The 24,840-nt window shown below is 62.1% G+C and carries 25 protein-coding genes; 16 read left to right on the forward strand and 9 right to left on the reverse strand.

The genetic code is table 11. The annotated features are described in order from the left end of the window. Positions 1-43 precede the first annotated feature (43 nt). Both QM780_RS12505 and QM780_RS12510 read left to right on the forward strand, forming a co-directional pair. Positions 44-793 (forward strand): ABC transporter ATP-binding protein, encoded by a 750-nt coding sequence (locus tag QM780_RS12505; protein WP_415070785.1) that lies wholly within the window; start codon positions 44-46, stop codon positions 791-793. After that, positions 790-2,352 carry a permease gene (locus QM780_RS12510; RefSeq protein WP_415070786.1) on the forward strand — a complete coding sequence of 521 codons (1,563 nt, stop codon included), beginning with the start codon at positions 790-792 and terminating at the stop codon, positions 2,350-2,352. The genes QM780_RS12505 and QM780_RS12510 overlap by 4 nt, the downstream gene beginning before the upstream one ends. Here the strand turns inward: QM780_RS12510 and QM780_RS12515 are convergent. Together QM780_RS12515 and hpt are read right to left on the reverse strand one after the other, a co-directional pair. Further along, positions 2,321-2,683, reverse strand: coding sequence for a response regulator (locus QM780_RS12515; protein WP_415070787.1), 363 nt, complete (start codon positions 2,681-2,683; stop codon positions 2,321-2,323). The genes QM780_RS12510 and QM780_RS12515 overlap by 32 nt on opposite strands. A gap of 31 nt (positions 2,684-2,714) precedes the next feature. Beyond that, positions 2,715-3,257 carry a hypoxanthine phosphoribosyltransferase gene (gene hpt, locus QM780_RS12520; protein ID WP_415072037.1) on the reverse strand — a complete coding sequence of 181 codons (543 nt, stop codon included), beginning with the start codon at positions 3,255-3,257 and terminating at the stop codon, positions 2,715-2,717. 159 nt (positions 3,258-3,416) lie between these two features. Here hpt and ftsE point away from each other — a divergent pair, with 159 nt between their 5' ends. The 8 genes from ftsE (at position 3,417) to QM780_RS12560 (ending at position 10,828) form a co-directional block, all read left to right on the forward strand. Further along, positions 3,417-4,073 (forward strand): cell division ATP-binding protein FtsE, encoded by a 657-nt coding sequence (ftsE, locus tag QM780_RS12525; RefSeq protein ID WP_415070788.1) that lies wholly within the window; start codon positions 3,417-3,419, stop codon positions 4,071-4,073. Next, the gene (locus QM780_RS12530) at positions 4,057-5,169 is read left to right on the forward strand and encodes a cell division protein FtsX (RefSeq protein ID WP_415070789.1); all 1,113 of its coding nucleotides are present in this window, start codon (positions 4,057-4,059) and stop codon (positions 5,167-5,169) included. The genes ftsE and QM780_RS12530 overlap by 17 nt, the downstream gene beginning before the upstream one ends. 168 nt (positions 5,170-5,337) lie before the next feature. Continuing rightward, the gene (locus tag QM780_RS12535) at positions 5,338-5,976 is read left to right on the forward strand and encodes a YdcF family protein (RefSeq protein ID WP_415070790.1); all 639 of its coding nucleotides are present in this window, start codon (positions 5,338-5,340) and stop codon (positions 5,974-5,976) included. Continuing rightward, positions 5,969-6,769, forward strand: a complete 801-nt coding sequence (locus QM780_RS12540; protein ID WP_415070791.1) for a lysophospholipid acyltransferase family protein — start codon at positions 5,969-5,971, stop codon at positions 6,767-6,769. The genes QM780_RS12535 and QM780_RS12540 overlap by 8 nt, the downstream gene beginning before the upstream one ends. Positions 6,770-6,917: 148 nt before the next feature. After that, a complete protein-coding gene (locus tag QM780_RS12545; protein WP_415070792.1) occupies positions 6,918-7,220 on the forward strand; it encodes a hypothetical protein in 303 nt (100 codons plus the stop codon). Between the two features lie 145 nt (positions 7,221-7,365). Continuing rightward, positions 7,366-7,581 carry a hypothetical protein gene (locus QM780_RS12550; RefSeq protein WP_415070793.1) on the forward strand — a complete coding sequence of 72 codons (216 nt, stop codon included), beginning with the start codon at positions 7,366-7,368 and terminating at the stop codon, positions 7,579-7,581. A gap of 155 nt (positions 7,582-7,736) precedes the next feature. After that, a complete protein-coding gene (locus tag QM780_RS12555) occupies positions 7,737-10,127 on the forward strand; it encodes an adenosylcobalamin-dependent ribonucleoside-diphosphate reductase (RefSeq protein WP_415070794.1) in 2,391 nt (796 codons plus the stop codon). 281 nt (positions 10,128-10,408) lie between these two features. Continuing rightward, the gene (locus QM780_RS12560; RefSeq protein ID WP_415070795.1) at positions 10,409-10,828 is read left to right on the forward strand and encodes a hypothetical protein; all 420 of its coding nucleotides are present in this window, start codon (positions 10,409-10,411) and stop codon (positions 10,826-10,828) included. A gap of 19 nt (positions 10,829-10,847) precedes the next feature. On the opposite strand, the gene QM780_RS12565 is transcribed toward QM780_RS12560, so the two are convergent. Together QM780_RS12565 and hisC are read right to left on the reverse strand one after the other, a co-directional pair. Next, positions 10,848-11,804: a prephenate/arogenate dehydrogenase family protein gene (locus QM780_RS12565; RefSeq protein ID WP_415070796.1), complete on the reverse strand. Its 957-nt coding sequence runs from the start codon at positions 11,802-11,804 to the stop codon at positions 10,848-10,850. After that, positions 11,804-12,907 carry a histidinol-phosphate transaminase gene (hisC, locus tag QM780_RS12570; protein WP_415072038.1) on the reverse strand — a complete coding sequence of 368 codons (1,104 nt, stop codon included), beginning with the start codon at positions 12,905-12,907 and terminating at the stop codon, positions 11,804-11,806. The genes QM780_RS12565 and hisC overlap by 1 nt, the downstream gene beginning before the upstream one ends. 149 nt (positions 12,908-13,056) lie before the next feature. Between hisC and metX the strand changes: the two genes are divergently transcribed. Next, positions 13,057-14,262 (forward strand): homoserine O-acetyltransferase MetX, encoded by a 1,206-nt coding sequence (gene metX, locus QM780_RS12575; RefSeq protein ID WP_415070797.1) that lies wholly within the window; start codon positions 13,057-13,059, stop codon positions 14,260-14,262. Further along, a complete protein-coding gene (gene metW / locus QM780_RS12580; RefSeq protein ID WP_415070798.1) occupies positions 14,259-14,924 on the forward strand; it encodes a methionine biosynthesis protein MetW in 666 nt (221 codons plus the stop codon). Before metX ends, metW begins: the two co-directional genes overlap by 4 nt. On the opposite strand, the gene QM780_RS12585 is transcribed toward metW, so the two are convergent. Next, positions 14,917-15,552 (reverse strand): methyltransferase domain-containing protein, encoded by a 636-nt coding sequence (locus QM780_RS12585; protein WP_415070799.1) that lies wholly within the window; start codon positions 15,550-15,552, stop codon positions 14,917-14,919. The genes metW and QM780_RS12585 overlap by 8 nt on opposite strands. A gap of 265 nt (positions 15,553-15,817) precedes the next feature. Between QM780_RS12585 and gloB the strand changes: the two genes are divergently transcribed. The 3 genes from gloB (at position 15,818) to QM780_RS12600 (ending at position 19,294) form a co-directional block, all read left to right on the forward strand. Continuing rightward, positions 15,818-16,588 carry a hydroxyacylglutathione hydrolase gene (gene gloB / locus QM780_RS12590; RefSeq protein ID WP_415070800.1) on the forward strand — a complete coding sequence of 257 codons (771 nt, stop codon included), beginning with the start codon at positions 15,818-15,820 and terminating at the stop codon, positions 16,586-16,588. Positions 16,589-16,614: 26 nt separating this feature from the next. Next, positions 16,615-17,064, forward strand: a complete 450-nt coding sequence (locus tag QM780_RS12595) for a cupin domain-containing protein (protein WP_415070801.1) — start codon at positions 16,615-16,617, stop codon at positions 17,062-17,064. Between the two features lie 217 nt (positions 17,065-17,281). Beyond that, complete coding sequence (locus tag QM780_RS12600; protein WP_415070802.1) at positions 17,282-19,294, forward strand: NYN domain-containing protein; 2,013 nt, start codon at positions 17,282-17,284, stop codon at positions 19,292-19,294. Positions 19,295-19,370: 76 nt separating this feature from the next. Here QM780_RS12600 and phbB read toward each other — a convergent pair whose 3' ends face one another. Together phbB and QM780_RS12610 are read right to left on the reverse strand one after the other, a co-directional pair. Then, the gene (phbB, locus tag QM780_RS12605) at positions 19,371-20,099 is read right to left on the reverse strand and encodes an acetoacetyl-CoA reductase (RefSeq protein ID WP_415070804.1); all 729 of its coding nucleotides are present in this window, start codon (positions 20,097-20,099) and stop codon (positions 19,371-19,373) included. Positions 20,100-20,193: 94 nt separating this feature from the next. Continuing rightward, complete coding sequence (locus tag QM780_RS12610; protein ID WP_415070805.1) at positions 20,194-21,384, reverse strand: acetyl-CoA C-acetyltransferase; 1,191 nt, start codon at positions 21,382-21,384, stop codon at positions 20,194-20,196. Positions 21,385-21,665: 281 nt separating this feature from the next. On the opposite strand from QM780_RS12610, the gene phaR reads away from it, so the two are divergent. Then, positions 21,666-22,298, forward strand: a complete 633-nt coding sequence (gene phaR / locus QM780_RS12615; protein ID WP_415070806.1) for a polyhydroxyalkanoate synthesis repressor PhaR — start codon at positions 21,666-21,668, stop codon at positions 22,296-22,298. Between the two features lie 32 nt (positions 22,299-22,330). Here the strand turns inward: phaR and QM780_RS12620 are convergent, their stop codons facing one another. Beyond that, positions 22,331-24,100, reverse strand: a complete 1,770-nt coding sequence (locus QM780_RS12620) for an EAL domain-containing protein (RefSeq protein WP_415070807.1) — start codon at positions 24,098-24,100, stop codon at positions 22,331-22,333. Between the two features lie 188 nt (positions 24,101-24,288). Continuing rightward, on the reverse strand, positions 24,289-24,705 hold the full coding sequence (locus tag QM780_RS12625) for a hypothetical protein (protein ID WP_415070808.1): 417 nt from the start codon (positions 24,703-24,705) through the stop codon (positions 24,289-24,291). Between the last annotated feature and the right edge of the window lie 135 nt (positions 24,706-24,840).

The following is a 24,840-nucleotide window of genomic DNA, read 5'->3' on the forward strand; positions in this document are numbered from 1 at the left end:
CCCTACCGTTTTTACCAATCGGTTAGAGTTGTGCGTACCGGCGATGAGCGAAGCAGCGGCACTTGAAATCCGTGGTCTGACCAAGTCCTTCAAGCAGAGGGCGGTCGACAATCTTTCGCTTTCGATCGGGCGCGGTGAATTCTACGCGCTCCTCGGGCCGAACGGAGCGGGCAAGACGACGACGCTCAGGATGGTCGCAGGACTGCTGCGCCCTGACGAAGGTGCTATCAGCATTCTCGGCGTCGATGCGTTGAACGATCCGGTGGCGGCGAAAGCCGTGACGGCCTGGGTCCCGGACGAGCCGCTGGTCTACGACAAGCTCGATCCGATCGAATATCTCGAATTCATCGCCGGCCTTTGGGGCATGGACGAAGCCAAGGCGACGGAACGGGCGCATCATCTCATCGGCCTGCTCGATCTCGAAGCCCAGGCGCGGACGCGCTGCCAGGGGCTGTCGAAGGGCATGCGCCAGAAGGTGGCTCTTGCCGGCGCGCTCATTCACGAGCCGCAGCTGATCATTCTCGACGAGCCTTTGACCGGCCTCGATGCGGGTTCGGCGCGGCGCGTCAAAACCGTGCTGAAAGAGCATGTCGCGAACGGCGCGACGGTGGTGATGACCACGCACATTCTCGAAGTCGCGGAACGGATGGCCGAACGGATCGGCGTGATCGCTCGCGGCCGCCTTATCGCCGAGGGTACGCTCGACGAGTTGCGGGCGCGCGCCGGCCGCCAGGACAGCAATCTTGAAGATATCTTCCTGACGCTCGTCGCTGAAGAGAGCGCCGCCGCATGACGAGCGCAAGTCTTCCCTGGTTCGCGCGCCACGAATTGCGGCTCGCGTGGCGCGACATTGTCCAAATGCTGTCCGGCGGGCAGACCCGACGCGAGCGTTCGCTGCTCATCGGCGCTGTGGTTTTCGCAGCCCTGCTGCACTGGCTCGCTTATATCGTCCTGTCGCGTTTTCTTATCGGCGCAGACCTTACCAGCAAGGCGACGCTCATCACGCTGACCGCTTCGATCCTGCTGACTTTCTCGATGATGCTGTCGCAGGCCGTGGAACAGGTGACGCGGGCATTCTACGCGCGATCGGATCTCGACCTCATTCTTTCGTCGCCGGCCTCGTCGCGCAATCTCTTCGCCGTGCGCATTGTTTCGATCGCGATAACCGGAGCGATCATGACGGCTGCGATGATTGCACCCGCGATCAACGCCGCGGCATGGATCGCAGGACCCAGATGGTTATCGGCCTACGCGGTGATCGCCGGCCTCAGCGCGGTGTCGACTGGGCTCGCCATTCTCGTCACGCTCGGTCTTTTCCGAATTGCAGGAGCGCAGAAGACGCGCTTCATCGCGCAAATCATAGCGGCGGTCGTCGGCGCAGCGCTTCTGATCGGGTTGCAAGTGGCGGCCGTTTTCGCTTACGGGCGGTTATCGCGGTTCTCAGTGCTGAACTCGGACGCCGTGAGCCGGGCGGCTCCGGCGCTCGACAGTTTCTTCTGGATGCCCGCGAGAGCCGTGCTCGGCGATGTCAATGCTGCGATCGTCCTCGTTCTTGGAGGGGTTGTGTTTCTTGCGGCCGTCATCGCGTTCTTCGGACCGCAGTTCGGCAGCAATGCCATCGCGGCCTCGGGCGCCAACGCGGAGCAGAGAGACAATAAAGCGTTCCACAACGCGTTTCGGGCGGTGACACGGGTCGGCGCGCTGCGGCGAAAGGAGCTTATCCTGCTTGCCCGCGACCCGTGGCTGTTGTCGCAGACGCTGATGCAAATTCTCTATTTGCTGCCACCGGCGCTACTGCTTTGGCGCGACATGGGCACGGATACGAACGGTCCGGTCATTCTGGCTCCGGTTCTGGTGATGGCCTTCGGCCAGCTCGCGGGCGGCCTTTCATGGCTGACGATCTCGGGCGAGGATGCGCCTGATCTCATCGCGACCGCGCCAATCGATAAAGCTGCCGCCATTCGTGCCAAGATCGAAGCCGTGCTGATGATCATCGCGTGCGTCGCCGCGCCATTCGTCGTCGGAATGGCGTTTCTGTCCTATTCGGGCGCGCTGGCGACGGCCTCGGCGGTGGCGGCGGCAAGCATCTCGGCGGTCGTCATCCAATTGTGGTTCAAGAGCACGGCGCGTCGCACGCAATTCCGGCGGCGGCAGACGGCGACCAAGATCGCGACATTCTCGGAAGCGTTTTCGTCGGTGTTCTGGGCAGCCGCGGCGGGTCTTGCCGCCGCTACGTCGTGGTTTGCGCTGGCGTTCGTTCTAGCGGCGCTCACGACGCTGTGGCTGACCTGGCTGATCAAGCCGCAGGGCGAAGGCGAGACTAAGCCAGCACGCTCTTTACGACCTGTTTGATCTGATCGAGAGTGAACGGCTTCGAGATCGACAGCAACCGGCGCGCGCGCAGTCTTGCCGCGCGTTCGAGCTGATCTGAGAAGCCCGACATCAGCACGACGGCAAGCCCGGGCTTTAGCGCTAAGGCCTTTTCCGCCAGCGATATGCCGTCGAGCTGAGGCATATCGACGTCCGAGATCAAAATATCGACCTTGGCGTTTCCGGATTCGAGCGCCTCGAGCGCTTCGAGGCCATCCTGGGTCACGTGCACGGTATGGCCGTCGGAGGTCAGGGCGCGGCGGACGAGGTCCCGCACGGCGGCGTCATCGTCGGCCAGCAGGATCGTCGCCATTCAGCCCCTCCCTCGAACCCCTGTTCAAGACCTAATCGACGATGCGGCCGACGAACGGCAGCTCGCGGTAGCGATGCGCCACGTCCATGCCGTAGCCGACTACGAACACGTCCGGGCACTCGAAAGCGCAGTAATCCGGTTCGATCGATACGGCGCGCGATGCTTTCTTGTCGAGCAAAACGCACGTTTCGATGAGACCGGCGCCGCGGGCGGCAATCAGATCCTTGGCGAAGGCCAACGTGCGGCCGGAATCGAGCACATCATCGATCAAAATGACGTGGCGGTTCTGCACGTCGAGGTCGAGGTCGCGCAAAATCGACACCTGGCCGGAGGAAACCCGGCTTTTACGATAACTGGACAGCGTCAAAAAATCGACCTCAGGCGTAAGGCCGGCAGTGTGCAGCGCCCTGATCAGATCGGCGGCAAAGACGAAGCTGCCCTTCAAAACCGGAACGACCAGCAGATTTTGAGGCTTTTTAGCAGCGATTTCGGAAGCAAGCACCTGGAGACGGGCACGGATTTCCTCTGCTGAGTAGATCGTTTCGATAGTGGGGTCGGCGTTTGAATCGCGCATATCCATGTCCTGCTCGTGCCGGCGCTCGGCATTCTTGAATGTTCCTGTGTACACGACCGCGCCACAATCGTAATCGATTGATCATTGTGTCTTCGCCGTGTCTATAAACACGGGGATCCTCAAAGAGCCCAGAATTTCCACTGCCAAGGCTAATTCCTCTTGATTCGCTTGACGAATGTCGGACTGAAATACGAAGGCGGGCCTGAGGTGCTGTCAGATGTGACATTCCATCTGCGGCCCGGATCCTTCCACTTTCTGCATGGGGAATCGGGCGCCGGAAAAACCTCGCTGCTGCGCCTCATGTTCATGTCGCTGCATCCGACGCGCGGCGAGTTGCGCATGTTCAGCGAGGATGTCACCCGCGTGAGGCCGCAGATGCGCGCCGAGATGCGACGGCGCATCGGCATCGTGTTTCAGGATTTCCGGCTGCTCGATCATCTGACGATCTGGGAAAACGTCGCCTTGCCGCTGCAGGTGATCGGGAAGAAGCCTTCGGACTACCGGGAAGACGTTACCGATCTGCTGCAATGGGTCGGCCTCGGCGACCGGATGTATGCCAACCCATCGGTTCTGTCGGGCGGCGAGAAGCAAAGAGCGGCGATCGCGCGCGCGGTCATCGGCAAGCCCGAAGTTCTGCTGGCCGACGAGCCCACCGGCAACGTAGACCCGCAGATGGCGCGGAGGCTTCTGCGCCTGTTCGTCGAACTCAACCGGCTCGGGACGTCCGTCGTGATCGCGACGCACGACCATCAACTCATGCGGCAGTTCAAGGCGCCGCGCATCGAGGTGCACAAGGGCCATGTCCGGATCATCTAGCCGCTTCACCGGACGGGCCGAGCCGGCGATGCCGATGCCCGGTTACGATCCTTATGACGATCCGGTGACGGGCGTGTCGTCGCGCACCGGCGGCTATCCGGCATTCGGGCCTGAGCCTGCGCTCAGCGCCGACGATCCTCAGCGCGACCTCAAGGCGCCCTCTCGCGAGAAAGATCGCGATCGCGGCCGCAAGATGAAGGTGACGGCGCCCGTCGTGCCGCCGGGCTCGGTGACCGGCCGGTCGCTGACGCTCGTGATCGCGATCATGTGCTTTCTTGCCTGCCTGACGGCCGGCGCGGTCTGGATGATCAAGGAATCGTCGGATGCGTGGCTCAGCGATATCGCCAGCGAAGTGACGGTGCAGGTCATTCCGCAGGACAACGGCGACGTCGAAAAGACGATTACCGACGTCGTGACGTTTCTGCAGAAGCAGCGCGGCATTGCCAACGTCAATGCGATCAGCCTCGATCAATCGGCGGCGCTGCTGCAGCCGTGGCTCGGATCGGCGGACGCGCTGAAGTCATTGCCGGTGCCGCGGCTGATCGCGGTCGAAGTGGATCGCAGCGATCCGCCGGATCTCGCCGGCGTCGGAACATCACTCACCAACGACTTCAAAGGCGTTTCGCTCGACGATCATCGCCGCTGGCAACAGCAGATCCGGGCGGTGACACGATCGTTCGCCCTGGGCGGCCTCGCGATCCTGGCGCTGGTCGGCGCCGCGACGACGGCGATCATCGTGTCGGCGACGAGGAGCGCCATGGCGTCCAACCGCGAGATCGTCGAGGTGCTGCACTTCGTCGGCGCGACCGACAAATTCATTTCGCGCGAGTTCGAGAAGCATTTCCTGCGGCTGGGGATCAAAGCCGGGATCGTCGGCGCAGCGTTTGCGATGCTCGTCTTCATGAGCATGCCTGCCATCACCGAGCTGCTCGGAGGCGGAGCCGTCAGCGCGGTGGAAATGCAGCGCCTGATCGGAACGGGGTCGCTGGACGCCCTCGGCTACGTGATCCTCGGGTTCGTGGTTGTCACGATCGCGGGACTGTGCATGGTGACGTCGCGGATGGGCGTTTACCGGATCTTGAACGGCAAGCATTAGCCCTTCAGCCGCCTGAAAAATCATCAGAGTAAATCTGTGATTTGCGTCGCACATCCACCGGCGGGGGCCATGGGCAGACTGCCTGTCGGCGCGAAAATCAGTTAGAGTCGCGCGCCGCGGCCTGCCCGACAGAGGGTGACACAGAACCTACATACGTCGACCATGCGAATGATCTCGAAAACATTGGTCCTGATGCTGGCGCTCGGCGCGGCCGTGCTGGTGTTCGGATTCGTGCTTTTCGCGGTTTCGGTGACCCGCGACGACGCCACCGGCTGGGACAAAGCCGATGGCATCGTCGTGCTGACAGGAGGCGACAATCGGATCGAAGCCGGCGCCAAGCTGATGAGCGAGGGTCGGGCCAAGCGGATGCTCATTTCGGGCGTCAACCGCAAGGTCAGCCGCGAGGAGATGCAGCACCTGCTGGGCATCAACAAGAAGCTCTTCAACTGCTGCGTCGATCTCGGCTATGAAGCGCTCGACACTGTCGGCAATGCCGACGAGACGCGAACCTGGGCCAATTCAAATGGATATACGAAGCTCATCATCGTGACATCGCGCTACCACATGCCCCGCAGTCTGGCGGAACTGGCGCTCGTCATGCCGGGCGTGACGCTGCTGCCTTATGCGGTCACGCCGCGACGCTTCCCGGAATCGGCGTGGTGGCTGCATTCGGCGACGACGCGCGTGCTGCTGTCGGAATATCTGAAATTCCTGCCGGCGGTTGCCCGTCTCACCGCCCAGCGCATCATCGACTGGCACGACGGCCAGTCCGTCGCGATTGCGCCGGAGAAGCGGGCTGATGGCTGAGCCTGCAGTGGCCGGGCCGGGTCCGGTGGTGATCGTCAGATCGTTGGTCTACTTCGTCGTCTTCTATGTCGTGACGGCCCTTTATCTCGTGCTCGGATCGTGGCTGCTGGTCGGTCCGAGACCGTGGGCGATGAAGGGCCTCGAAGTTCACGGCCGCACCTGCGTCTGGCTGCTGCGGCTGATCTGCGGAACGAAGCTCGAGGTTCGCGGCCATGAAAACCTGCCGAAGACGGGCTGTCTCGTCATCTCCAAGCATCAATCTGCGTGGGATACGTTCGGTCTGATCTCGCTCTTTCGCGATCCGGCGATCGTGCTGAAGGACGAGTTGAAGTGGATCCCGTTCTACGGCTGGTTCTGCGTGAAGTTCGAGCACATCCTGGTCAAACGGGAGAAGGCCTCGGCGGCGCTCAAATCATTGATCCGCGACGCGCGGCAGCGGATCAGCATCAACCGTGAAGTGGTCATCTTTCCCGAGGGGACCAGGACCATTCCGGGTGCGCCGCCCGATTATAAGCCCGGCTACGTCGCGCTTTATGAGGCGTTGGGCGTCGTTACCGTGCCGCTGGCACTCAATTCGGGACTGTTCTGGCCGCGGCGCAGCCTGTGGCGCTATCCGGGAACGATCGTCGTCGAATTCCTGCCGCCGCTTCCTCCGGGCCTGCCGAGGGCGGAATTTCGCAAGCGCATCGAAAGCTCGATCGAAGCTGCCAGCACGCGGTTGATCGAAGAGGCCGCGCGCAGCCCCTCGCCGCCGCCGCTGGCGCGCGCCTATGCCGACATGCACCCCGCCTGACGTTTTCCACACCTCGTTTGCAGGCTGATGTTTCGATGCCGCAATGCGAGGAAAATCGTCGGCACCCGCGCGCTTTGTAGTGCGCGGCACTTCGGCGGTTGTGGCAGCATGGCGGACGCAATCACTCAGCAAGCTATGGAGCCTTCCTATGCGTACTTCCGCCCGTTTGATGTGGGCCGTTATCGCCATCGGAGGCGCTGCGATGGCAGCCGCTCCGGCCGAAGCCAAGCAGTGTTTCAAGAAGGCCGCCCAGGGCGTCGCGCTGACCGAAGGGCTCGCGCACTTCCAGGTCGATGCCGCTCTGCTGCAATCAACCGACTGGAACATTTATTTCACCTGGGTGTCGGGCAACGGCACGCCGGGCTACACGTTCGGGCCGCGCCGCTACAAGTGCAGCTCGGGCGGCATCGGATGGTCTTGCTACGGCGAGGCGACGCTGTGCAGGCTGTAAGCACGCACTGAATTTTTCGGGAATTGAAAAGCCGTTCGCCACCGCCGGAGCCATTCCGGCGACTGGCGAGCGGTTTTTATTTGCGAATGCGGGATCGTTTCGTCGCCTTCATGCTATGCTGACGTAAAAATCATGGAGGCATTTCATGTTCGTCATTGAGTATGTCGCTTCCCCTATCGGCGTGGAGCACCCCGTTCTGTTCGATGAGCTGGCGCTCGGTTCGACCGTCGAAGAGGCCAAGGATCAGGCCGACACCCACCTTCCAGCAATGCAGGCCAAATACGGCGCACGCGGCTACCGCATCTTCGACCGCGACAAGCGCCGGGTGGCGACCGGGCCGGCGGGGTTTAGTGACGGGTGAAGCGAACGACGCTTTCATATGGATGGTAGCGCATTTCGGGGGCCGGTCGTTTCATGGGCAGGAGTGGCGGATTGGATTTGACACCGGCCCCCAAAGGAACATATAGTGAACATGATTGAAAGCAGGGTCCTTCATCCCTAGATATCAGTGTTCCGATGAGCGCGATTTTGTCAGGTTTGCCAGCGATTTCCGACGCCATTTGGCGGCGCAAGTATCGCTTTGCCGGATTGCCGGCGGCCGCGGCTGACGCGACGATGGAAGACACGTTTCGGCGGGTCGCAGCGGCTGCGGCCTCGGCGGAAGACGGCGGCGAAGCGCAGCAAAAATGGGCGACCGCCTTTTACGAGGCGATGGCGGATTTCGGCTTTCAGCCCGCTGGGCGGATCCTTGCCGGCGCGGGGACGGACCGCAACGTCACGCTTTTCAACTGCTTCGTGCTCGGCGCCATTCCGGACGACCTTTCAGGCATTTTCGAAAGCGTGAAGGAAGCGGCGCTGACCATGCAGGCGGGCGGCGGCATCGGCCACGACTTCTCGACGCTCCGGCCGCAAGGCGCGCCCGTCAAGAGCATCGGTGCGGACGCTTCCGGCCCAGTCAGCTTCATGGACGTGTGGAACGCCATGTGCCGCACGATCATGTCGGCGGGGCAGCGGCGCGGGGCGATGATGGCGACGCTCAGATGCGATCATCCCGATATCGAAACCTTCATCGCGGCCAAATCGGATGCGACGCGGCTCAGGAATTTCAATCTCTCGGTTCTCGTCACCGATGCCTTCATGGATGCGGTGAAGCGCGGTGCGCCGTGGGAGCTCGTGTTCGAGGGCAAAGTCTACAAGACGGTCGACGCTCGCGGGCTGTGGGACAAGATCATGCGCGCGACGTATGATTATGCCGAGCCCGGCGTCATTTTCATCGACCGGGTGAATAGTGCGAACAATCTTTCCTATTGCGAGACGATCTCGGCGACGAACCCATGCGGGGAGCAGCCGCTGCCGCCTTATGGCGCGTGTCTGCTCGGGTCGATCAATTTGGCGAGGTTCGTCGAAAAGCCCTTCACCGCGGCGGCTCGGATCGATCGCGCCAAACTTGAAGCGCGCGTCGCGACGGCGGTCCGCTTTCTCGACAACGTCATCGATATTTCGCGTTACCCGCTTGAAGAACAGGCGCACGAGGCGCGGGCCAAGCGGCGGATCGGGCTCGGCATCACGGGCCTTGCGGATGCGCTGATTTTCCTTGGCCTTCCCTACGGCGGCGCGGCGGCGCGCGAGAAAGCGGCCGAATGGATGGCGATCATCCAGAACGCTGCCTATCGGACGAGCGCGGCGCTGGCGGCCGAGAAGGGCGCATTCCCGCTTTACGATGCGGAGGCTTTCGCGACGCGGCCGAATGTCGAGCGGTTGGACGCCGACGTTCGCGCGGCGATTGCCGCCAACGGCATCCGCAACGGCTGCCTGACGTCGATCGCGCCGACGGGGACGATTTCGCTTCTCGCCGGCAACGTCTCGAGCGGCATCGAGCCGGTGTTCGATTTCGTTTACCGCCGCCGCATGCTCGGCGATGGCGCGACCGAGACCGAAGAGACGATCGAGGATTATGCCTATCGCGAATTCCGGCGCGCGTTCGGCGCAGACGCGCCGCTGACCGACGCGTTCGTCAAGGCCGATACGCTTGCGCCCGCCGAGCACATCGCGATGCAGGCAGCGCTGCAGCCGTATGTCGACAGCGCCATTTCAAAGACGATCAATTGTCCGGAAGATCTCGCCTTCGAAGACTTCCGCGAAATCTACAGGCAGGCTTTCGATCTGGGCCTTAAAGGGTGCACGACCTACCGGCCGAACCCGGTGACGGGGGCTATTCTCTCGAAGGCGACACCGGAAGCTGAGGGAGCCTCATCGGCCCGGACAATTCCGGCGACGCGCAGGAAGGAAGATCCGGCGGCGTCCGGCGACGTCGTCTACATGACAAAGCCGCTCGAACGCGATGCGGCACTCGAAGGCGTGACGTACAAGATCAAGTGGCCGGCGAGCGCGCATGCGCTTTACGTCACGATCAACGACATCATGCGCGACGGGCGGCGGCGGCCGTTCGAGATCTTCATCAATACGAAAAATCTCGAGCATTACGCCTGGACGGTGGCGCTGACGCGGATGATCAGCGCCGTGTTCCGGCGTGGCGGCGACGTGTCGTTCGTGGCTGAAGAGCTGAAGGCGGTGTTCGATCCTGAAGGCGGCCGCTGGATGAGCGGGCGGTACGTGCCGAGCCTGTTGGCGGCGATCGGCGACGTCATCGAACAGCATATGCTCCATATCGGTTTTCTGACGCAGGAAGACGGCGAGAGCGGCGAAACCAAACCCGTGCGGCAGCCAATAGCGGCGATCGAGCGAATCGGCGGTGCAATCCATGCCGGCGGCGCTCACGCCGGTGCTCCGGGCCAGGACCTGCAGGCGGCGACGGCGCGGGTGTGCCCCAAATGCGGAGAGCGCGCGCTTCGTCATATCGAGGGTTGCTGGACGTGCACGAATTGCGATTATTCGCGCTGCGGCTGAAGCAAACCAAATTAACGATATCGGAACCGCTTATTCTGCGATTGCCGATCTCAACCCCTTAAATCGCTAATGGGCATTTAGATTCGCGCCGAAATTCCGCCGTCTCTGCGGCGGGATGTCTGCAATTCTTGCTGTTCTCAACATCTCATTGACCATCGAGGCGCGATCGGGGCAAGCGCGTCAAATTTTCGAACCAAAGTTCACCATTTTTCACGGTCATGCGGGTATCACGGTCTCACAAGTCGTATTCGGCGAAAGTTGCCGAGCAGAGGTTAAGCGTAATGAGTGCCGATATTATCCAGCTTGCCGAATTCAGGGCTCGCCGCGCGAATGGCGAGGCGCCGCCGGTGAGCATCAATGCGATCTATCCCGAACAGCCGCCGCGGTTCCATTTCTGGACCGGCGCGTCGGGCAAGCGGTACGTGCACACCGTCTACAGCCTGTTCGACTGCCCGACACTCGAAGACGCCAACTATATCCTCGTTCGCCGCAGCGATCGCTCGACGCGTGTCGTTCTCGCGGTCGGCCGACTGTCGAACAATTGCCCGTCGGAGAATCTGGCGGAGATCCGTCAGCATGCGGCCGCGCTCGGCGCCGATGAAGTGCACGTGCATTTGCTTGCGTCTTCGCATCAGGAAGCCGAAGCCGTCGAAGCCGATCTCATCACCGCGCAATTCCTGAATACGCCGCATCTCGCCTAAGCGAGCGGCAGACGTTCGCTCAGGTCGAGCTTTCGCGAGCGCGCGCGGCGTTGCGGCCGAAATCGGGTTGCGCCGTATCCTGGCCGGCCTGAATGATGCCACGGCGGATGGCGCGCGCTTTGGTGAAAGTCTGCTCCAGCATCTCGCCGTCGCCGAAACGAATGGCGCGTTGAAGTGCGACGAGGTCTTCTGAAAATCGGCCGAGCATTTCGAGCACCGCGTCCTTGTTGTTCAAGAACACGTCGCGCCACATCACCGGATCGGATGCGGCGATGCGGGTGAAATCACGAAAGCCTGCCGCCGAGAACTTGATGACCTCGCTGTCGGTCACCCGTTCCAGATGCGCGGCGGTATTGACGATGTTGTAGGCGATCAGGTGCGGCACGTGGCTGGTGATCGCGAGCACCATGTCGTGATGCTCGGGCGTCATCAATTCGACGTTGGAGCCGAGCTTCCGCCAGAATTCCTCAAGCTTTGCGAGTGCGGCCGGGTTGGTATCGGGTGCAGGTGTCAGGATGCACCAGCGATTGTCGAACAGCGTCGCGAAACCGGCGTCGGGCCCCGACTGCTCGGTGCCTGCAATCGGATGGCCGGGGATGAAGTGCACGCCTTCCGGCATGCTGGGGGCGACGTCGCGGACGGCTGCGGCCTTCACCGATCCGACATCCGAGACGATCGCACCTTTGTCGAGATGCGGGCCGATGGCCTCGGCGATCTCCTTGAAAGCACCGACGGGCGCGCACAGGATGACGAGATCGGCGCCTTTCACGGCGTCGGCCGGATTGGCGTAGGCTTTCGACGCAAGGCCAAGGGCGAGCGCACGCTCGCGTTCTTCGGACGTCTGAGAGCTGCAGACAATCTCTCCGACAAGGCCGGCGCGGCGCGCGGCGTGGCTGATCGATGAGCCGATGAGGCCAATGCCGATGAGCGCCGTGCGCTTGAACATCGGATTGCTGTTGCTGTCGGGTGAGGCCATCAGGCGGCGCCCTTCAAGTAGCGTCTCAGCGCGTCGATGGCGCGCTTGTTGTCGTTTTCGGAACCGATGGTCATGCGCAGCGCGTTCGGGAAGCCGTAAGCGCCGACCTTGCGCACGATGACGCCTTGCGATTTCAAAAATTCATCGGCGCCCGCTGCGGTCTTGTCGCCGCCGTCGGGGAAATGCATCAGCACGAAATTCGCGACGCTCGGCGTTACCGCGAGACCGAGCTTCTTCAACTCGCTTTCGACCCACGGCAGCCACTGATCGTTGTGGTGCTTGGCGCGCTCCATGTGCGCGACATCCTCGATCGCGGCGGCACCGGCTGCGATCGCGGGCGACGACAGGTTGAACGGTCCGCGGATGCGATTGAGCACGTCGGCGACCTCGGGCGGGCAATAGGCCCAACCGATGCGCAACGCGGCGAGGCCGTAGATTTTCGAGAAGGTGCGCGTCATCACCGTGTTCGGAGTCGTCGCGACAAGCTCGATACCGGCTTCATAGTCGTTGCGGCTGACGTATTCGCAGTAGGCTGCGTCGAGCACGAGCAGGATGTCGGCGCGCAATCCGGCGCGCAGGCGGCGCACCTCTTCGATCGGAATGTAGGTGCCGGTCGGGTTGTTCGGATTGGCGATGAAGACCATGCGCGTCTTCGGCGTGACGGCCGAGAGAATGGCGTCGACGTCGGTTTTCAGGTCGCGCTCGGGCACGACGACCGGCGTCGCGCCATTGGTCAGAATGGCGATGCGATAAACGAGAAAACCGTGAGCGGTGTAAATTGCTTCATCGCCCGGGCCCAGGTAGCCGCGAGCGAGAAGGCCCAAAAGCTCGTCCGAGCCAGAGCCGCAAACGATGCGTGCGGCGTCGAGCCCGTAGCGGCGGGCGATGGCTTCGCGCAAACGCGTCGCCTGGCCGTCGGGATAGCGCTCAAGCTCGCCCGCAGCCGATTTGAACGCCTCGATGGCGGCAAGGCTCGGTCCCAGCGGCGTCTCGTTAGACGACAGCTTGGCGGGAATCATCCCGCCGGGTACCTTGCTCTCGCCCGGCACGTAAGCTGCGATATCCAGGATGCCCGGACGTGCAATCGGTGCAGTCGCCACCATATATGATCTCGAATTGTTGACCGAAATTACGGATTTCGGGCGCATTGATAGGGGCTTCACCTCTTGAAATCAAAGTTTAAAGTAGACTTTATCGGGCCCAGATCCAGCCAGCCGCCGAAGCGTTCAACCCCCGGGTATCGATCGATCCGATGACCGCCGCACCGCCAAATGTCATTGCCCCCGTTTCGCGGCGGTATTCCGAGGTGCACGCGCCGTCGAGCCCGGTCGCGCATTTCGATGCGAGCACACCGCTGCGGCTGGCGTGCCAGCAGGATTTGGCGCCATTTTCAATTGCATATGAGACCTACGGCACGCTCAACCGCGACAAATCGAATGCCATTCTGATCTGCCACGCGCTGACGGCCGACCAATACGTGGCGAGCAAGCATCCGGTCACCGGTAAGCCCGGATGGTGGGAATCCGTCGTCGGGCCCGGCAAGCCGATCGATACGAACCGGTTCTTCATCATCTGCTCGAACATTCTCGGCGGCTGCATGGGATCGACGGGCCCGGCATCGATCAATCCGAAGACCGGCGAGCCGTACGGCCTCGGCTTTCCCGTGATCACCATTGGCGACATGGTCGAGGCGCAGGCGCGTCTCATCGACCATTTGGGAATCGATCAGCTGTTCGCCGTCATCGGCGGCTCAATGGGCGGCATGCAGGTGCTCGAATGGGCGGCACGCTACAAGGACCGTGTGTTCGCGGCGGTGCCGATCGCGACCGCGGCTTGGCATTCGTCACAGAACATCGCGTTCCATGAGGTCGGGCGCCAAGCCGTGATGGCGGACCCGGAATGGAAAGGCGGCAACTATTACGCGGCCGGAACGGTGCCGAAGAACGGACTCGCGGTGGCGCGCATGGCAGCGCACATCACGTATCTGTCGGAAGAGGCGCTGCATCGTAAGTTCGGCCGAGCCTTACAGGACCGGTCCGAGAAGACGTTCTCGTTCAATGCGGACTTCCAGGTGGAAAGCTATCTGCGGCATCAGGGTTCGACGTTCGTCGATCGCTTCGATGCCAACAGCTATCTCTACATCACGCGGGCGATGGATTATTTCGACATGCGCGACAGCGCGGGCGGCGTGCTGGCAAACGCGTTTCGCGGCACGCGTACGCGGTTCTGCGTCGTGTCGTTCACGTCCGACTGGCTTTATCCCACGAAAGAGAGTCGCGAGATCGTGCAGGCGCTGAACGCGGTCGCGGCCAACGTGTCGTTCGTCGAGATCGAGAGCGACAAGGGGCATGATGCCTTCCTGCTCGAAGAGCCGACGTTTTTCGCCACCATCCGCGGCTTCCTCAACGCGGCGGCCGTGAAGCGCGGCCTCGGGGATGCGAAGGAGACTTCGCAATGAATGCGCCGGACGTCGGAAAGATCGTCGGCGCGCCGAAAGCGCCGCGAGTCGATCATGAACTCATCGCGGAGATGGTCGAAGCGGGATCGCGCGTGCTCGACGTCGGCTGTGGAGACGGCGAACTGCTGCAGCTCCTGGCAGAGCGAAAGGGCGTCGATGGGCGCGGCGTCGAACTTCAGCGCGACAAGGTCAACGCCTGCGTGGCGCGCGGTTTGTCCGTCATTCAGGGCGATGCCGATCGCGATCTCGACAATTATCCCGATCAAGCTTTCGACTACGCTATCCTGTCGCTTACCATCCAGGCGACGCGACAACCGAAGACCGTGCTGGAAAACCTGCTGCGCATCGGGCGGCGCGCGATCGTATCGTTCCCGAATTTCGGGCATTGGCAGGTGCGCACCAAGCTTCTGCTGACGGGGCGCATGCCGGTGAACGACAACCTGCCGGACCTTTGGTATCTGACGCCCAACGCGCATCTGTGCACAATCCGCGACTTCGCCGATCTGTGCGAGCGGGTGCATGCCGACGTCGAACAGGCGGTGGCGTTCAACGCCTACGGCGGCAGGTTGCCGATCAAGTGGTCGCTATCGCTGCAGAACCTATTCGGGGAAAAAGCGGTGTTTCTGCTGCACGGCAAGGGCCGCTCTTCGGCTACTACCTGAAGCGCCGAATTCCAGCAGACGTGGTCTGGGTATCGACGGGTTTCAAAATTCCAGGCTGGGTCACGCGCTTGGCGGTGCCGACCGGGGCCATCACCTCTTTGGTCGCTTCGACGATGATGACGCCGGCGACGCCGATCGACATGCTCGGGCCGAAGCGTTCGAGAGCCGGTGCCATTCGCAGCATCAGCCGTTGGCTGACCGGCGGGAAGTAGAGCGACTCTCCCCAGTCCACCGGCGTGAAAAGAGCGTCGGTCAACTGCGTCTCGAGCTGTCCGCGGCTAAACGGCAGACCATGGCCGAACGGCGTGCGATCCATGCGGGACCAGAGCCCGCGTCGATTGGGAACGACGAAGAGAACGCGGCCGCTCGGCTTTAACACGCGCCAGATCTCGCGGAGAAGCGCGCCGGGCCGTTCGGACTGCTCAAGACAATGGACGGCGAGCAGCCGGTCGATCGAATTGTCCGGCAGCGGCCACTGCGTCTCGCCGACGAGGACCGAGTGGCAATGGCCCGAGCGCGGCCAGACGATGGCGCCCTGGCGGGACGGCATCAGGCAGGCGAGGCTCTCGGCTTCGATGCGGAACGTCCCCAGAAACGGCGAGGCGAAGCCAGCACCCGCAACCGCCATGCCGTTAACCCGTTTCCATCTTTCCCGGATCGCCAGCGTCAGCTGTCGGCGCGCTACCCTGCCCAGGGGAGTCCGGTAGAAATCTCTCAGGGTTTTGGCGTCGAGAGGCATCTTGGCCTTAGCGGGCTTGATTAAATCGGAACTCGGGACCCTCTCTAGAGTATCCAAGCTCCAAGAGACAGTCCGGACACGCAACAAACGGTTTTGTGCTGCGTCGTTTCGCAGCGTTTGACAGGGCGTTCAGGGACAACCAAAGTCCCCCGCCATGGGAGCCCTTCAAATCGTCCTTCTGCCGTGTCTCGCGGACAATTATTGCGTCATTCTGCATGAGCCGGATTCCGGCGAAACCGCAGTGATCGATGCACCGAGCGCGGCCGCCGTCAAGGCCGCGCTGAGCGAACGCGGCTGGCGGCTGAACCAGATTTTCGTCACGCATCACCACACCGATCACACAGGCGGTATCGACGAACTCAAAGCCTTCTATGGTGCAAGCGTTACGGGACCTGAAGCGGAGGCCGAGCGCATTCCGTCGCTGACAAAGCTCGTCACCGCCAAGAGCGAATTGTCGTTCGCGGGTCATCCGATTGAGGTCCTGGAAACGCCGGGGCATACGCTTGGGCACGTTACCTACTACTTTCCGAACGACGGCATCGCTTTCACCGGCGATACCTTGTTCTCGCTCGGTTGCGGGAAGATCTTCGAAGGCGACCCCGAAATGATGTGGGGTTCGCTGTCCAAAATTGCAGCCCTTCCCGACGACACCCAAATCTACTGCGGACACGAGTACACGCTGAACAATGCTCGCTTCGCGTTGACGATTGAGCCGGAGAACGACGCCCTTAAAAAGCGGGTGGCGGAGGTCGAAACGCTGCGCGCCGCCGGCCGGCCGACGCTGCCGACCACGGTCGGCCTCGAAAAGGCGACAAACCCGTTCCTCAGGCCGCAATCGAGATCAATCCAGGCGCGGATCGGTATGCTGGGAGCACCGGAGTGGGAAGTCTTCGCGCGCATCAGGCAGCTGAAGAACAAGGCCTAATTCAACGCTTTCGGGAGGCACCGCCGATGTCCCGCGACCTCACCGGCGACGACGTTATCGCCATTCTCGGACTTTCTCCGCATCCCGAAGGCGGCCATTATCGCGAGACGTTCCGCGATAAAGCCGAGCCTGGGCAACGCGCGGCGTCGACAGCGATCTATTTTCTACTCAAAGCCGGAGAGCGCTCACATTGGCACGCGGTCGATGCTGGCGAAGGCTGGCATTTTTACGCCGGGGACCCGCTGCTGCTCGAAATGTCGCCGAGCGGTGGCCCGATCGAGCAAATCCGGCTAGGCAGCAATCTCGCAGATGGCGAGCGGCCACAAGCGATCGTGCCCGCCGGATATTGGCAGCAGGCGCGAAGCCTTGGAAAATGGACACTTGTCGGATGTACCGTCGCGCCGGCATTCACGTTCGACGGCTTCACCTTGACCGCACCGGATTTCTCGCCAGTGGCGCGTCCGTCGGTCGATTGACGGACAATTGCGGGACCGGGCGGCAACAGATCAAAGCCTTTCAAAAGTCGTCCACATGCCGTCCCCAGAGCAATTGGCCTAACGCGTGGCGCGGCGGCCCTCCATCCACGGGTTAATTGTCTCTTTGGTGCCTAAGCGGGCTGGCGCTCCTTGCTGGCCGCCCTCGACTCGTAAAAACTGATTGCGAATCAAGTTCGATTCACGGGGGTTGCAGTCCATGAAACGCGAGTCCTTAGGACCCGTCCTTACAACGGTGTTCGTCGATTACGACAACATCTACATGTCGCTGAAGCGCAAGAATGAAGACGCGGCGAAGCGCTTCGCCAAAGACAGCGGCGTATGGCTGCAAGCAATCGCGTCGGGTGAACTCATCACCGCGACGAACGGATTTGCGCTGACGGGCGAGCGGCGGATCGTCATGAACCGCTGCTACGGGAACCCGGTGCCGCGCCGGAATACGCACGACAATTCGACGGACATGAACTCGTTTCCCTTCGTCCGTCATCACTTCCTGCGCGCGGGCTTCGAGGTGATCGACTGCCCGCCGCTGACGGCGCAGCTGAAGAATTCCGCCGACATCCGCATCGTGATGGATATCCGCGACATCCTCAATCACGACACGCACTTCGACGAGTTCATCATTCTGTCGGGCGATGCCGATTTCACGCCGCTGCTGCACAGACTGCGGGCGCATGCACGTCGGACCGTCGTGTTCGCGAACGATCATACGGCGCAGCCCTATACGGCGATCAGCGACGGCGAGATCCGCGAATCAAATCTCATCGCGCTGCTGACGAGCAACCGCGCGATCTCGGGCGAGACGACGCGCGAGATTTCGGCTCCGGCGCCTGCGATCGACGTTGAAGCCGCGCGCAAAGCGATCCTCGGCGAAGTCGTCGAATTCGTTCGCCATGCGCCGCAGGCGGTGCCGCTCGAAACGCTTGCCGATCGTGCGGTGCGCCTGATCGGCCGCGATAAGACGGTCGGCACGAACTGGGGCGGCTATGGATCGTTCCGCGATCTGCTGCTCGCCGATCTGCCCGACGATATCCATTTGAGCGATACGGCGCCCTACACGGTGTTCGACGCCAACCGGCACATTTCGGCGGCAGGGCTGATTGCTCCGCAACTGGCGCCTCCGGCTGCAGAGGCGGAAGTGGCACGGCGCGAATACGCTCCGGAGCCGGTCCGTGCCGAGCCGCAGCCCGTGCGACGCGAGTATGCACCAGAGCCCGCTCGGATCGAAGCGCAAGCGCCAGCCATGCGAGCGCCCGCGCCGCAGCAGCCGCAGGCTCCCGCCGCTCTGCCGCAAAGCCCCTATCAAGCGCCTGTTCCGCAGTCACGCTACATCGACCGGACGTCGGCGCCACCAGCGCCGCCGATGATGGCCCCGCCCGCAGCGGCTGCGCCCGCTCCCGGGCCGTTAATGCCGCCGCGCCGGCAGCCGTTGCCGCCACAAGCTCCGGCGGCTGGCTACGCCTCCGACATGCGACCGGAGATGCCTCGCGCTCCGGCTCCCCGGCAGTCGGCGCCTCCGCCGCCGGCCGTGACCGCCGCGCCGCGTAACGCCGATCAGGCGACGCAGATCCAGCAGTCGATCGCGCGCATCCATGACGCCTGCCAGGCTCCGGCGCTGGCGCCGGCGGAATATCGCGTGCTCTTCGATGTGATGTCGCAAGAGATCTCGATGAACGGGCTGCAGGGCGCGCAGACTCTGGTGAACATCACGCAGCGGGCGCGTGAGTTCGGTCTCGATATCAAGCGCGACGATCTGCGTTTCATCTACGATGTCGTGAGCGAGAGCGATCCGTGGTTTGAGCAGGGAACGTCGGCCGGTCTGTTCGCGAGCCGGTTCCGGAATTTCGTGGTCGCGCGCTGCCGAAGCCAGGGGCTCAGCCTGTCGGCGGATGAACTCGATCTGATCGAAGCTTGGTTCTCCGCGCCGCAGCCGCAACAACAGCAGCAGCCGCGTCAGCAACAGCCCGTGCGCCAGCAGCAGCAGGGCTACGGCGGCCGTCCGGCAGAAGGCGCAGCGCAGCAAGGCGCACCCGGGCAGAACCCGGGCGTTCCCGGCGTCGGTGGAGAGCGGTGGTGGACGCTCGACGAGAGCCGCCAGAACGTTGCCGATCAGCGCGGCGCGGATCCCCGGACCGCGAATGCCTATGCGCAGCCGCGCGGCGAAACCGAAGACGAGTTCCCGCGGATCGTACGGTCGCGGTTCAGAGGCTGAGCGTTCGACCGCATCGGATAAACAAAAAGGCTCTGTCAGACATTCTGACAGAGCCTTTTTTCTTAGTGATGCGGGATTAGCTCGCGAGGTATTGGCCGCCGTTGGCGGTCAGCGTCGAGCCGGTGATGAAGCCGGCATCATCCGATGCAAGGAAGACGACGCAGCGGGCGATCTCGCTCGGTTCGCCGAGGCGGCCGACGGGGATCTGCGGGATGATGCTCTTGTCGAGAACCTCTTTCGGAACGGCCATCACCATCTCGGTTGCGATGTAGCCGGGGCAGATCGCGTTGACGGTGATGCCGGCGCGTGCGCCTTCCTGCGCAAGGGCTTTAGTAAAGCCCAAGTCGCCAGCCTTCGAAGCGGAATAATTCACCTGCCCCATCTGGCCTTTCTGGCCATTGATGGATGAGATGTTGATGACGCGGCCGAACTTGCGCGCACGCATGCCTTCCCAGACATGGCGCGTGACGTTGAACAGGCCGTTCAAATTGGTGCCGATGACATCATCCCACTGCTGCTTCGTCATCTTGTGGAACATGACGTCGCGCGTGATGCCGGCGTTGTTGACGAGCACATCGATCGGGCCGACGTCCTTAGTGATTTGCGCGACGGCTTTTTCGGTCTGCTCATAATTGCCGACGTCGAATTTGTAGACGGGAATGCCGGTTTCAATCTGGAACGCCTGGGCGGCCGTATCGTTACCTGCATAGCTGGCGGCAACGCGATAGCCGCTGTTTTTCAGAGCGATCGAAATCGCGTGGCCAATACCGCGCGTGCCTCCCGTGACGAGGGCAACCCGTGCCATAGCATTCTCTCCCTATATTTTTTGCTTGTCTGAAGTTGGGGGAAGACGATGCAGCCGCTCTAACATGAGCGGCTGCGTCGAGATTTAATCAGGCTCAGTCGCGAGCGACGCACATGGCGACGCCCATGCCGCCGCCGATGCAGAGCGTGGCGAGACCTTTCTTGGCGTCACGGCGCTGCATTTCATAGACGAGCGTGTTCAGGATGCGGGCGCCCGATGCACCGATCGGGTGGCCAATGGCGATGGCGCCGCCGTTGACGTTGACCTTGTCGGTATCCCAACCGAGACCCTTGTTGACGGCGATGGCCTGTGCCGCGAACGCTTCGTTGGCTTCGATCAGATCGAGATCGTTGACCGTCCAGCCCGCCCTTTCGAGTGCCTTCTTCGAAGCCGAGATCGGGCCCGTGCCCATGATCGAGGGATCGACGCCGGTCGTCGCCCAGGACACGATACGCGCGAGAGGCTTGATGCCGCGCTTCTTGGCTTCCTCGGCCGACATCAGCACGACGACCGCGGCGCCGTCGTTGATGCCCGAAGCGTTGGCGGCGGTGACCGTACCTTCCTTCGGATCGAATGCCGGACGCAGCTTGGCGACGCTGTCGTAGGTCACGCCGTCCTTGATGTATTCGTCCTGCTCGACGACGGTGTCGCCCTTCCTGCCCTTGATCGTGACGGGGATGATCTCATCCTTGAACTTGCCGGCCTTGCGCGCGGCCTCGGCCTTGTTCTGAGAGGCGACCGCGAACTTGTCCTGCTCCTCGCGCGTGATCTGCCACTGACGGGCAACGTTCTCGGCGGTCGTGCCCATGTGATAGTTGTTGAACGCGTCCCACAGGCCGTCCTTCACCATCGTGTCGATGAGCTTGATGTCGCCCATCTTGGTGCCGTCGCGCATATGGGCGGCGTGGGCCGACTGGCTCATGCTTTCCTGGCCGCCGGCGACGACGATCGATGCCGAGCCGGTCTGGATCTGCTGCATGCCGAGGGCGACGGCGCGCAGGCCCGAGCCGCAAATCTGGTTGATGCTCCAGGCCGGTGAATCCACAGGAACGCCGGCGCCGACGGATGCCTGACGCGCAGGGCCCTGGCCCTGGGCGGCGGTCAGAACCTGACCAAGAATGACCTCGGAGACGTCACCAGCCGGGACGTTGGCGCGCTGAAGCGCGGCTTTGATCGCGATTTCCCCAAGCTTTGATGCCGGCAACGATGCCAGCGCTCCGTTGAAGGAACCGACTGGCGTGCGTGCAGCACTGGCAATAACGATCGTCGAAGCGTCTTGGCTCATTAGCGACCCCTCCCTGGGCACGGAAATCTTTTTCCTGACGATTTAGCGAAAGCCTTGCTGTCGCGCCAGTTATTACGGCGTTCGACTGAAGACGATAACACTTACCAGTGCGCCTTGATTTTCAGCAATTGCGACCTGTTGGCTAGACTGCCCAATCGAGCCGGTCTGAGCCCGCCCAAAGGAGTGACAGAAACGTCTGGCGGTCCGCCCCCCGGGTGTGGTACGCTGCCGCAGCGCAACAAGTCGCCCTTGAAGCTCCGTCGATAGAGAACGCGAACGCGATGTTGACCAATCCAGATCCACAAACGCAGGCGCCTAAAAAAGAAGCGGTCGTTATCAAGAAGTACGCCAACAGGCGGCTCTATAACACCGAGACGAGCACCTACGTCACCCTCGAAGATCTCGCGAAGATGGTTCGCGGTGATCGCGATTTCGTGGTTTACGATGCCAAGAACGGCGATGATTTAACTCACGCGGTGTTAACCCAGATCATCGTCGAGCAGGAAAGCCGCGAAGGCGGGCAGGCTCTGCTGCCAATTCCGTTCCTTCGCCAGCTCATCCGCTTTTACGATGACAGCATCGCGCGGATGGTGCCGAGCTACCTGCAGTTCAGCCTCGAGAACCTGGCGAAAGAGCAGACGCGGTTTCGCGAGCAGCTGGCGTCGGCATTTTCAAACCCGGCGGCGGCGTTCGAGTTTTATCAGCAGCAGGCCCGCCAGAACATGGCGATGTTCGAGCAGGCGATGTCGATGTGGACGTCGTTTGGATCGCCGGCCGGCGGCAAACCGGGCGAAGGTTCTTCTCCTGCCGCTACGACCGAGACGACGGGCGAGCGCAGTGAGCTCAACGAACTCAAGTCGCAGCTTTCAGCGATGCAGCAGAAAATCGAGAAGCTGTCGCAGTCGCGGACCTGATCCCTTAGCGGTGATCGCGCACACGGGCGTCTTCAGGCGGCTTTGACGTAGTCGGAGCTGTCGAAGGGCATGCCGTAATAATAACCCTGCATGTAGTTTATTCCGACGCTTTGCAGGAAGCGCGCGGCACGCTCGTCGCCGACCCATTCGGCGACGGTTTCCATTTCGAACGTATTGGCGAGTTCGACCATGGTCTTGACGAAGATCTGATCGCTGGTGTCGTCGGCGAGATTTTTGACGAACGCGCCATCGATCTTGACCATGTCGACGTTGAGCCGTTTCAAGTTCTTGAATGACGTGTAGCCGGCGCCGAAGTCGTCGATGGCGACCCGGCAACCGAGCTCTTTCAAGGCATCGACGAAATTCGCCGATTGGTCGAGCTCTTCGAGCGCGACGGTTTCTGTGATCTCGACGATCATCCGCGACAGCACGTCGGGCCGGTCTTTGGTCATGCGGCGGAGCGCCGTCAGCCATTCGAGATCGGAGCAGGTCAGCCCGGAGACGTTGAGCGAGAGCGTCAGGTCGCGGTGCCGCTTCAGAAGTTCGACCGCAAGCTCCAGTGTTCTGCGGTCGATCAGACGCGACAGGCCGAGCTGCTCGGCGACCGGCACGAATTCGCCGGCCGAAACGAGACTGCCATCGCGCCGCTCCATGCGCAGCAGCGCCTCGTAGATCTCGGGCGCGCCTGATTTGGTCGAGACCATCGGCTGGAGCACCAACCTCATGCGGTTTTCATCGAGCGCTGCGATGACGCCCTCGGCGATCGACTTGTTGCGAAGTCGATTGCCTTCAGACGATGGCGATGGCTCGTGAGGGACGAAGCAGTCGAAGCGCTTTGACTTGGCGACATCGAGCGCGCGCAGTGCGAAGTTTACGGCGTCCTGAACGGATTTGGCGTGATCGGGAATAACAACGCCGCCGAGAGAGATCGTCGCCGTCAACTGTCCCATCGCCGTCTTGATGGTTTCTTCGCGCACCGCTTTGATAAAGCGATCGACGGCCACGCGCAGGGCGCCCTGGCCGCAGCCGAGCATGATCAAGCCGAACTTGTTGGAGGAGTATCGGCCAATGACGTCTCCTCCGCGCAGCTTAGCGCGGATCCGTCGTCCGACCTCTGCGATCACCTGGTCGCCGATCTCGATACCGAACGTCTCGTTGATGACGGCTAGGTTGTTGACCGAAATCATGATGAAGGAGCAGGCCTGATATTGCCGCTCGGCGCGCGCGAGAACGGCTCCCAGAGCCTCGGTCAGCCGCATACGATTGAGCTGGCCGGTCAATTCGTCGAAGTCGTTACGGACGAGCTGGCGCTGCTGTTCGAGGTATTCGTCGGGGATGATCCTGACGACGCCACGAGCGCGGACGGCATGGCCATCGGCGCCGGGCCACCAGCGGCCCTGATCCTCGACGCGGATTTCCCTCTCGCTGCGCTGGCCGTTGGGGCGCAAGCGGTACTGCAGGCGATATGGGACGCCACGAACGCGGTCGGCGCCGACGCTGCGCGAAAAGGCTTCGAGCCGGCTATTGAGATGTTCGGGCGCGATCAGAGCATGATAGGCTGAACCGGTTGCGATCTTGCTCATGTCGCCGATGCCCAGGACTTCGGCGGCGTTGCTTTCCCAGTTGAACCGTCCGGTGCTCAGATCCCAGACGTACGCGGTCTCATCGACCGACGAGAGGATGCCGACCAGATCGAAGCCTTCGGTCTCGGTCAAGGGATCGGGCAAATTGAGTTGAGCTGATGGCTTCCGGGCGTCCACGAGCGGCGCCGGAGCTTCGCTTTCAGCTTTCGACGCGGACACCACAGTCGATCCTCGATGGCTCTAAGCAATCTTCCAACTGCCGCGAGCGCGGAAGGTGCCGAATTCGAGGAAAAGTATTTGGGTAAGCTTAACAAGCTCTAAATGTTCGGCCGCGGCGAGGCGAACGACCGCAGCCGGACGAGTGTGACACACTCGTCCGGCTGCGGTCGAATTCTTTAGCGCGAGGCTTAGTGATCGGCACCGATGTTGAGGTCACGACGGGCAACGCGAATGCCGATCGTGTAGCCGCCGATGACGTCGATCAAGCATGCGACCAGGATCAAGAAGAACACCGACGTCGCGGCCTGCGGGACGAGCAGGAATTCTGCGCCGACGGCGATGAAAACGATCATCGACAGGGCATGGTCAATCAAGGTCGAGGTCGTCGTGAATGTCGATTTGACGATTTCGATGAAGAGCAGAATGAAGGTGACCAACAAAATGAAGTCGCCCCATCCGAAGCCCCACACGCCACCGCTCATCATCCGGATCTGGAAGATGTAGTGTTCCTCGGGCTTGTTGATTACGTCGAGGCCCATCGAAAAGACGACGGCGTTGTAAAGAATGAAGGCGAGGACCAAGAGCGGAAGGGCTCTAACGGACATGAATCTCTCCTGACATTTCGACCACCCCTGTTCGGCGGACCGACGAGGCAGCTCACCCCGATCCGGTGCGGTCCGGGTTTATTGGCACGCTCCAACCCGTTTGCCAAGCGACGGTGGCCGACGCAAGGCAACGTT

This window comes from Hyphomicrobium sp., assembly GCF_047600905.1.
Classification (GTDB): domain Bacteria; phylum Pseudomonadota; class Alphaproteobacteria; order Rhizobiales; family Hyphomicrobiaceae; genus Hyphomicrobium_B.